This window comes from Mycobacterium sp., assembly GCF_046091765.1.
Classification (GTDB): domain Bacteria; phylum Actinomycetota; class Actinomycetes; order Mycobacteriales; family Mycobacteriaceae; genus Mycobacterium.
This window is the reverse complement of record NZ_JBJTCF010000125.1, coordinates 1-8,652: the sequence shown is the minus strand read 5'-3', so window position 1 is coordinate 8,652 and position 8,652 is coordinate 1. Positions and strand designations below refer to the sequence as shown.

The following is an 8,652-nucleotide window of genomic DNA, read 5'->3' as shown; positions in this document are numbered from 1 at the left end:
CCGCGCCCCCCCACCCCTCCGCCTCCCCCGCGAGCAGACCAAAACCCCCCCAACCGGGGGCTTTTTTGGCCCATTTGGCTTCTGCACCCGGACCAGGTGACCCGGTCGGGGCGGCTGTAGACATTCATCGATTCGCCGCGCAGGAACGCGACCAGTGTCACCCCCGAGGCGGCGGCCAGGTCGACGGCCAGGGTGGACGGCGCCGAGACCGCGGCGAGGATCGGGATCCCGGCCATCACGGCCTTCTGGGTGATCTCGAAGGACGCCCTGCCGCTGACCAGTAGAACCGTCCCGGTCAGCGGGATGCGGTCGGCCTCAAGCGCCCAGCCGATCACCTTGTCCACCGCGTTGTGCCGCCCGACGTCCTCGCGCACGACCAGCATCGTGCCGTCGACGCCGAACAGGGCCGCGCCGTGCAGGCCGCCGGTGCTGGCGAAAACCTTCTGCGCCGCGCGCAGTGTGGCGGGAAGCCCGGCGAGCACCGCCGCCGACACCGTCGCCGGGTCGTCGCCGGGTGCGAAGCGGCTGACCAGGTGCACGGCCTCCAGCGAGGCCTTGCCGCATATCCCGCACGACGAGGTGGTGTAGAAATTGCGGCTGGTGTCAGGGGCCGGCACGCCCGGGCTCAGCGTCACCTCGAGCACGTTGTAGCTGTTCTCCGCGGTGCTCTCGGCCTGGCAGTAGCGCACGGTGCGCACGTCGTCGCGGTGGGCGATGACGGCCTCAGTCAGCAGGAACCCCTGCGCCAACTCGACATCCGAGCCAGGTGTCCGCATGGTGACGGTCAGCGGCGACCCGTTGACGCGAATCTCCAGCGGCTCCTCGACGACGAGGGTGTCGGCGCGATCGACGGCCTGCGCGGCGTCGAGGTGGCGGACCCGCCGCCGTGAGGTCACCCGGCCCACGGTCGGCCTGAGTTTCGCTTGCTGCGGGGCAGCGGACCGGGCATCCACCAAATTTACCCCCGGGCGGCTAACTTCTTAGGAATCGCGAGCCGCCCCGCCGCTTCGGGGCGGCCCACCGGGTCCTGCGGCCCTCGTCCACGACCGGTGACCTCGATGAAGTGACGGCGTGTCCGGGCGGGCCGCGCGGCAGGGATTTTAAGAGAGTGCAATAATTGAGTTCGGTCGTGAGTGGCGTGTCCGAGCACGCGGGTCCGAACGTCGCCGACGGTTTTTGCTGCGAGTTGACGGAAGGCGGCCCGGTGAGCGCGAACGGCAGCCCCGACCCCGGGCGGGGGGCTGAGAAGCTCGAAAAGGTTGTGATCCGCTTCGCCGGCGATTCCGGCGACGGCATGCAACTCACCGGCGACCGTTTCACCTCCGAAGCCGCATTGTTCGGCAACGATCTGGCGACCCAGCCCAGCTACCCGGCCGAGATCCGCGCGCCGCAGGGGACCCTGCCCGGGGTGTCGTCGTTCCAGATCCAGATTGCCGACTACGACATCTTCACCGCCGGAGACCGCCCCGACGTGCTGGTCGCGATGAACCCCGCCGCACTCAAGTCGAACATCGCCGACCTGCCGCGGGGCGGCGTGCTGATCGTCAACACCGATGAGTTCACCAAGCGCAACCTGGCCAAGGTCGGCTACGTGACCAACCCGCTCGAGGACGGGACGCTGTCGGACTTCGTGGTCCATCCGGTCGCGATGACCACCCTGACCCTGGGCGCCGTGGAGTCCGCCGGGGTGTCGAAGAAGGACGGCGAGCGGGCCAAGAACATGTTCGCGCTGGGCCTGCTGTGCTGGTTGTACGGTCGGCCCGTTGCGGCCAGCGAGACCTTTGTGAGAGAGAAGTTCGCCCGCAAGCCCCAGATCGCCGAAGCCAACGCGCTGGCGTTGCGGGCGGGGTGGAACTACGGCGAGACCACCGAGGCCTTCGCGACCACCTTCGAGATTCCCCCCGCGGCCCTGCCGGCCGGGGAGTACCGGCAGATCTCGGGCAACACCGCCCTGGCCTACGGTCTGGTCACCGCCGGCCATCTCGCCGGCACCCAGGTCGTGCTGGGCAGCTACCCCATCACACCGGCCTCCGACATCCTGCACGAGCTGTCCAAGCACAAGGATTTCGGTGTCATCACCATGCAGGCCGAAGACGAAATCGCCGGCGTGTGCGCCGCGGTCGGCGCCTCCTACGGCGGCGCACTCGGCGTGACGAGTACCTCGGGCCCGGGGTTGTCGCTGAAGTCGGAGGCCATCGGCCTCGCGGTGATGACCGAGCTGCCGCTGCTGGTCGTCGACGTGCAGCGCGGCGGGCCCTCGACCGGACTGCCCACCAAGACTGAGCAGGCCGACCTGCTGCAGGCGCTGTTCGGGCGCAACGGTGAGTCACCGGTTGCCGTGCTGGCCGCCCGCTCGCCGTCGGATTGCTTCGAGGTGGCCGTCGAGGCGGCCCGTATCGCGCTGACCTATCGCACCCCGGTGATCCTGCTCTCCGACGGCGCGATCGCCAACGGGTCGGAGCCGTGGCGAATCCCCGACGTCAACGAACTCAAACCGATCGACCGCGACATCGCCGCGCCCGGCACGGACTTCTTGCCCTATGCCCGCGATCCGGTCACGCTGGCGCGCCAGTTCGCGGTGCCCGGCACCCCCGGGCTGGAGCACCGGATCGGCGGCCTGGAGAAGGCCAACGGATCCGGCGACATCTCCTACCACGGCGCCAACCACGACCTGATGGTGCGCCTGCGGCGGGCCAAGGTCGACGGCATCACGGTGGACGACCTCGACGTCGAGGATCCCGACGGTGACGCCGACTTGCTGCTGCTGGGGTGGGGCAGTTCGTTCGGACCGATCGGGGAGGCCTGCCGTCGTGCGCGGCGGCGTGGCCGCAAGGTGGCGCGAGCCCATCTGCGCCACCTCAACCCGCTTCCGTCCAATCTCGGTGAGGTGCTGCGCCGCTATCCGAAAGTCGTCCTGCCCGAGATGAATCTCGGGCAGCTGGCGCTACTGCTGCGCGCCCGGTACCTGGTCGACGTGCAGTCGGTGACGAAGGTGGCTGGGATGGCTTTCCGGGCCGACGAAATCGAAGACGTCATTGACGCTGCCCTGAACGGGACGCTGAGCGAAAACGAAAGTGGCAAAATGGAATTCGCCAGACAATCGGTGGTGAGCCGATGAGCGCGCCGATGAAAGCCAAAGACTTCACCAGCGACCAGGAAGTCCGTTGGTGCCCCGGCTGCGGTGACTACGTCATCCTCAACACCGTCCGCAACTTCCTGCCCGAGCTCGGGCTGCGGCGGGAGAACATCGTCTTCGTCAGTGGTATCGGCTGCTCGAGTCGTTTCCCCTACTACCTGGAAACCTACGGACTGCACTCCATCCACGGCCGGGCCCCGGCCATCGCGACGGGCCTGGCGCTGGCGCGTCCGGACCTGTCGGTGTGGGTGGTCACCGGTGACGGGGATGCGCTGTCCATCGGCGGCAACCACCTCGTGCACGCGCTGCGCCGTAACGTCAACATGACGATCCTGCTGTTCAACAACCGCATCTACGGACTGACCAAGGGCCAGTACTCGCCGACGTCGGAGATCGGCAAGGTCACCAAGTCGACGCCGACGGGTTCGGTGGACCACCCCTTCAACCCGGTCTCGCTCGCGCTGGGGGCGGAGGCGACGTTTGTCGGCCGCGCGCTGGACTCCGATCGCGCGGGTCTCGCGGAGGTGCTGCGCGCGGCCACCGCCCACCGCGGCGCCGCTCTGGTCGAGATCTTGCAGGACTGCCCGATCTTCAACGACGGCTCCTTCGATCTGCTGCGCCGCGAGGGCGCCGGGGACCGGGTCATCTCGGTGCGCCACGGGGAGCCGATCATCTTCGGCGACGCCGGGGAATACTGCGTGGTGCGGAGTGGCTCGGGCTTGGAGGTCGCCAAGACCGCCGACGTCACCGCCGAGGCGATCGTGGTGCACGACGCCCGCGCGGAGAATCCCGCCTACGCCTTCGCGTTGTCGCGCCTGAGCGACCAGGATCTCGAGCACACGGTGATGGGGATCTTCCGGCAGGTCGATCGTCCGGCGTATGACGATGCCGTGCGCGGGCAGCTCAGCGTCGCGCGCAGCGATACCCCGCAGGCCGCCGCCGAGCTGCAGAACCTGCTGCGCGGACGCGACACCTGGGTCGTCGGGCAGCCGTGACAGCGGACTTTCCCCTGGCCGCGGTGGTGTTGGCGGGCGGTGCGTCGCGACGGATGGGCCGCGACAAAGCCACCCTGCGCCCTGCCGGTCCCGGCGGTGGCGGACCGACGATGGTCGAGCGCACCGTCGAGGTCGTCCGGGGGCGCTGCGCGCCGGTCTACGTCGTGGCCGCGCCCGGTCAGCCGCTGCCGGAACTGCCGGCCGAGGTGCTGCGCGACGAGGTCCGCGGGGTGGGCCCCCTGCTGGCCACCGGGCGAGGGCTGCGTGCTGCGGCCGCAGCGGGGTTGGCCTGGGCCTTCGTCTGCGCGGTGGACATGCCGCAACTGAGCGTCGAGGTCATCGAGGAACTCGCCCGTTATGGGGCCACGGGTGGCGCGGACGCCGTCGACGTCGTGCTGCCCTGGGACGGCCGTGAGCACTACCTGGCCGGCATCTATCGAACCTCGCTGGCAGATCCCATCGACGCGCTGGTGACCGCGGGGGCTCGCAGCATGCGTGCGCTGACCGACAGCGTGACCACCCAGCGCATTGTGCTGGCTCCCACCGCGGCACTGGCCAATGTGAATTCAACGGCCGACCTCGCGGCAATCTGAGGGTTATTCAGGAATTTCCTAATCCAATTTCAAACTTTGTTACCCGTGTGACTTATGTGACAAATGGAGTGTGTGGTAAATCGCAAAATAGCTGTGATATAGCTCACGCCTGAGCGGGGTTTCGGTGACGCGCCCGGGGTCTCGGGAAACCACGTTGAGCAGTGCAAACGGTGAGTGAATTTGCGGTTGTGATCGGGCTGTTATCAGAACGAGATCGGCGTGTCGGCGGCGTGACTTCCCCGAACCGAGTTTGTACCGTCCTAGGAGTTCCCTCGGGAGCCTGCAATTACCGATTGCCAACCCTGCATGTGGGCGGACCCAATGAATTCCATCAAGGGCTCGCCGTCGCACCTGCGGCGCATGCTCGGCGAAAGGAAGATTTAGTGAACAACCTCCGCAAGACGCTCGGAATGAGTGCCATGGCCGGCGCGCTGGCCATTGCCCCGATCGCGCTCGGTGCCGGCATCGCCAGCGCCGACAGCATCAACTGGGACGCCATTGCCCACTGCGAGTCCGGCGGCAACTGGGCGATCAACACCGGCAACGGCTACTACGGTGGCCTGCAGTTCTCCCCGGGTACCTGGCGGGCCAACGGTGGAAGCGGCATGCCCCACCTGGCCTCCCGCGAGGAGCAGATCCGGGTCGCGGAGAACACCCTGCGCACCCAGGGCATCGGTGCCTGGCCGAGCTGCGGCGGGCGGGGCTAACGCCCTCTGAGCTGCTGACAGGGGCGGTGCCGGGATTTCCCGGCACCGCCCTTGTCGTTTCGGCACTGGTTCTCACAGAAATCTCACGAAAATCAGGCATCCCACCTGTAACAACCCTTCCCGGCGTCGCGATCCACATCACAGCCGCACCGCATCGCGACCGCCGAAGGGATCACCAATGAGCGCCATCCGCAGGATCGTCACCCTCGCCGCCCTCGCGCTGGGACTGGCGCTGAGCGCCCTGGCCCTGGGCAGCGGGACCGCCGCCGCCGACAGCGTGAACTGGGACGCGATCGCCAAGTGCGAGTCGGGCGGCAACTGGGCCATCAACACCGGCAACGGCTTCTACGGCGGCCTGCAGTTCTCGCCGGCGACGTGGAAGTCCAACGGCGGCGTCGGCATGCCGCACCAGGCCTCCCGCGAGGAGCAGATCCGAGTGGCCGAGAACGTGCTGCGCACCCAGGGCATCGGCGCCTGGCCGAGCTGCGGCAGGAACGGCGGCGCTCCGGCCGTCTTCACCGTGTCCAACACCGGCGGCGCTCCCGCCCCCGCCTCGGCCCAGTGCCAGAGCCTGGGGCGCGGCCCGCTGGGTCTGGTCGACTGGGGTCAGGTGTGCCTGGCCTTCACCGATCCCGGCAAGGCGATCGCCACCGCGCTCGGCCTGGGCTGAGTGCCCGGCCGGTAAGTTGGCCGGCATGACCCAGCGAGACTCCGAGCGCGAATTCGACATCGTTCTCTACGGCGCGACCGGCTTCGTCGGCAAGCTCACCGCTGAGCACCTGGCCCGTGCGGGTGGCCGGGCGCGCGTCGCGCTGGCCGGCCGCTCGGTGCAGAAACTGGAGGCGGTGCGCGCGACGCTCGGGGAGTCCGCCGCAGCCTGGCCCGTCCTGACCGTCGACGCCGACACACCGGCGACGCTGGCCGACATGGCCGCGCGCACCCGGGTGGTCATCACCACCGTGGGTCCCTACAGCAAGTACGGCCTGCCGCTGGTGGCCGCCTGCGCGGCGGCCGGAACCGACTACACCGACCTGACCGGCGAGGCGATGTTCGTGCGGCAGAGCATCGACGACTTCCACAAGCAGGCCGTCGACACCGGCGCGCGCATCGTGCACGCGTGCGGTTTCGACTCGATCCCCGCCGACATGAGCGTCTACGAGTTGTTCCGGCGCGCCCGCCAGGACGACACGGGCGAGCTGGGCGAGACCAGCTTCGTGCTGCGCGGGTTCGCCGGCGGCGTGTCCGGCGGCACCATCGCCTCGATGATCGAGGTGTTCCGGGCGGCATCCGGTGACCCGGACACGCGCAGGCTGCTCGAGGACCCCTACACCCTTGCCCAGGATCGGATGGCTGAGCCGGAACTGGGCGCCCAGCCCGACCTGGCGCTGCGACGGGGCCGCGAGATCGCGCCGGAACTCGCCGGGCTGTGGGCCGCCGGGTTCGTGATGGCCAAGTACAACACCCGCATCGTGCGGCGCAGCAACGCCCTGTTGGACTACGCCTACGGCCGCACGTTCCGCTACGCGGAGTACATGGGCATGGGTCCCTCGCCGCTAGCCCCGGTGACCGCCGCAGTGGCCACCGCGGCCACCGCGGGTAGCTGGGCGCTGGGCAGCCGGATTTTCCGGTTCCTGCCGCGTCGGCTGGTGGAGCGGGTCGCGCCCAAACCGGGCACCGGACCCAGTCAGGACGTCCGCGAGCGCGGCTACTACCGCGCCGAGACCTACACCACCACGACCACCGGAGCGCGCTACGTGGCGACCATCTCCCAGCACGGCGACCCCGGCTACCAGGCCACCTCGGTGATGCTCGGCGAGTGCGGGCTGGCGCTGGCGCTCGACCGCGACACGTTGCCGCAGATCTACGGTGTGCTCACGCCGGCGGCGGCCATGGGCGACGCCCTGCTCGCCCGATTCCCGGCGGCCGGAATCTCTCTGGACTCCGCCCGGCTGGACTGACCGCCCGATCCGCTCTGGGCGTATCTCAATCGGCTGCCCGCGTGGCACCGGCTCGACTACTGTCGGGAAAGATTCTCCCACCCCTCCCAGCAAAGGCGGAAGACAACCATGGCCGGTCTCGACGACCTGTACAACCAGATCCCGGTGGCGGACATCGCTAGCAAGCTCGGCGCCGACCAGGGCGAGGTGAGCCAGGCGATCCAGACCCTGGTGCCGACCCTGCTGGGGACGCTGCAGGAAAACGTCCAGGCCGACGACATCGACTCCAGTGAACTGGAGTCGGCCGTGGTGGCGGAGGGTCAGTCCGACCTGCTCGACGGCGGGGTGAACGTCGACCAGCTCGACGTAGGGCAGGGCAGCGCACTGGTCGCCAGCCTCTTCGGCGGCAACGACACCAACCAGGTGGCCTCGGCGCTGGCCGGCGCCGGCGCCCCGGGCGGGGATCTGATCAAGCGGCTGCTGCCGATGCTGGCCCCGATCGTGCTGGCCTACGTCGGCAAGCAGTTCGCCCAGAAGGGCGGCGGCGCGCAGGCCCAGGCCGCGCCGGGCGGCGGAATCGGAGACGTGCTCGGCAGCATCCTCGGCGGCGCCGGGGGCGGGGGCGGCGGCGGAAACAACCCGCTGGGCAGCATCCTGGGCAGTGTGCTCGGCGGCGGCCAGGGCGGTGCGATCGGCAACATCCTGGGCGGGCTGCTGCGCGGCGGCAAGTAACCCCGTTCCTAGAATCAGCGGGTGGCCCCCGATCACACCCGCGAACAGCTGCCCATGTCGTGGGATCCCGGGGCGGCAGAGGGTGAGATCTACCAGGGCTGGGTCGACGCCGGCTACTTCACCGCGAATCCCGCCAGCGCCCGTCCCGCCTACTCGATCGTGCTGCCGCCGCCCAACGTCACCGGCAGCCTGCACATGGGCCACGCGCTCAACAACACGCTGCAGGACACCCTCATCCGCTATCACCGCATGCGGGGCCGCGACGCGCTCTGGCAGCCGGGTACGGACCACGCGGGTATCGCTACCCAGATGGTCGTGGAGCGGTTGCTGCAGGCGGAAAGCAAGACAGATCGTCGCTGCATGGGCCGGGAAGCCTGTCTCGACCGGGTGTGGGCCTGGAAGGCCGAGTCCGGAGGCACAATCTCGCGCCAGTTGCGACGCCTTGGTGCGTCCTGCGACTGGTCGCGCGAGCGTTTCACCATGGATGAGGGCCTGTCGCGGGCCGTGATCAAGGTATTTGTCCAGCTCTTCAAGGAAGGCTTGATCTACAAG

At 69.0% G+C, this 8,652-nt stretch carries 5 protein-coding genes and 4 pseudogenes; 8 read left to right on the top strand and 1 reads right to left on the bottom strand.

Annotated elements, in window-relative coordinates:
• Positions 1 to 98: 98 nt before the first annotated feature.
• A pseudogene (fdhD, locus tag ACKOB8_RS14430) lies at positions 99 to 905 on the bottom strand (formate dehydrogenase accessory sulfurtransferase FdhD); the annotation flags it as partial.
• A gap of 299 nt (positions 906 to 1,204) precedes the next feature.
• On the opposite strand from fdhD, the gene ACKOB8_RS14425 reads away from it, so the two are divergent.
• From ACKOB8_RS14425 to ACKOB8_RS14390, 8 genes and pseudogenes are all read left to right on the top strand, one after another.
• A complete protein-coding gene (locus ACKOB8_RS14425; protein ID WP_526378414.1) occupies positions 1,205 to 3,118 on the top strand; it encodes a 2-oxoacid:acceptor oxidoreductase subunit alpha in 1,914 nt (637 codons plus the stop codon).
• Positions 3,119 to 3,123: 5 nt separating this feature from the next.
• Positions 3,124 to 4,131 (top strand): annotated as a pseudogene (locus ACKOB8_RS14420) (thiamine pyrophosphate-dependent enzyme); the annotation flags it as partial.
• Positions 4,128 to 4,724: a molybdenum cofactor guanylyltransferase gene (gene mobA / locus ACKOB8_RS14415; RefSeq protein ID WP_526378412.1), complete on the top strand. Its 597-nt coding sequence runs from the start codon at positions 4,128 to 4,130 to the stop codon at positions 4,722 to 4,724. The pseudogene ACKOB8_RS14420 and the gene mobA, both read left to right, overlap by 4 nt.
• A gap of 473 nt (positions 4,725 to 5,197) precedes the next feature.
• A pseudogene (locus ACKOB8_RS14410) lies at positions 5,198 to 5,431 on the top strand (transglycosylase family protein); the annotation flags it as partial.
• Positions 5,432 to 5,699: 268 nt separating this feature from the next.
• Positions 5,700 to 6,101, top strand: a pseudogene (locus ACKOB8_RS14405) (transglycosylase family protein); the annotation flags it as partial.
• A gap of 25 nt (positions 6,102 to 6,126) precedes the next feature.
• Positions 6,127 to 7,389, top strand: coding sequence for a saccharopine dehydrogenase family protein (locus tag ACKOB8_RS14400; RefSeq protein ID WP_526378410.1), 1,263 nt, complete (start codon positions 6,127 to 6,129; stop codon positions 7,387 to 7,389).
• Positions 7,390 to 7,497: 108 nt separating this feature from the next.
• On the top strand, positions 7,498 to 8,100 hold the full coding sequence (locus ACKOB8_RS14395) for a DUF937 domain-containing protein (protein ID WP_526378408.1): 603 nt from the start codon (positions 7,498 to 7,500) through the stop codon (positions 8,098 to 8,100).
• A 54-nt stretch (positions 8,101 to 8,154) separates the two neighbouring features.
• Positions 8,155 to 8,652: class I tRNA ligase family protein (locus tag ACKOB8_RS14390; protein WP_526378416.1), on the top strand; the 498-nt coding region annotated here is incomplete at its 3' end.

Coding starts and splice junctions, on each gene's coding strand:
- ACKOB8_RS14400 (WP_526378410.1), top strand. CDS start 6,127: ATGACCCAGCGAGACTCCGAGCGCGAATTCGACATCGTTCTCTACGGC.
- ACKOB8_RS14395 (WP_526378408.1), top strand. CDS start 7,498: ATGGCCGGTCTCGACGACCTGTACAACCAGATCCCGGTGGCGGACATC.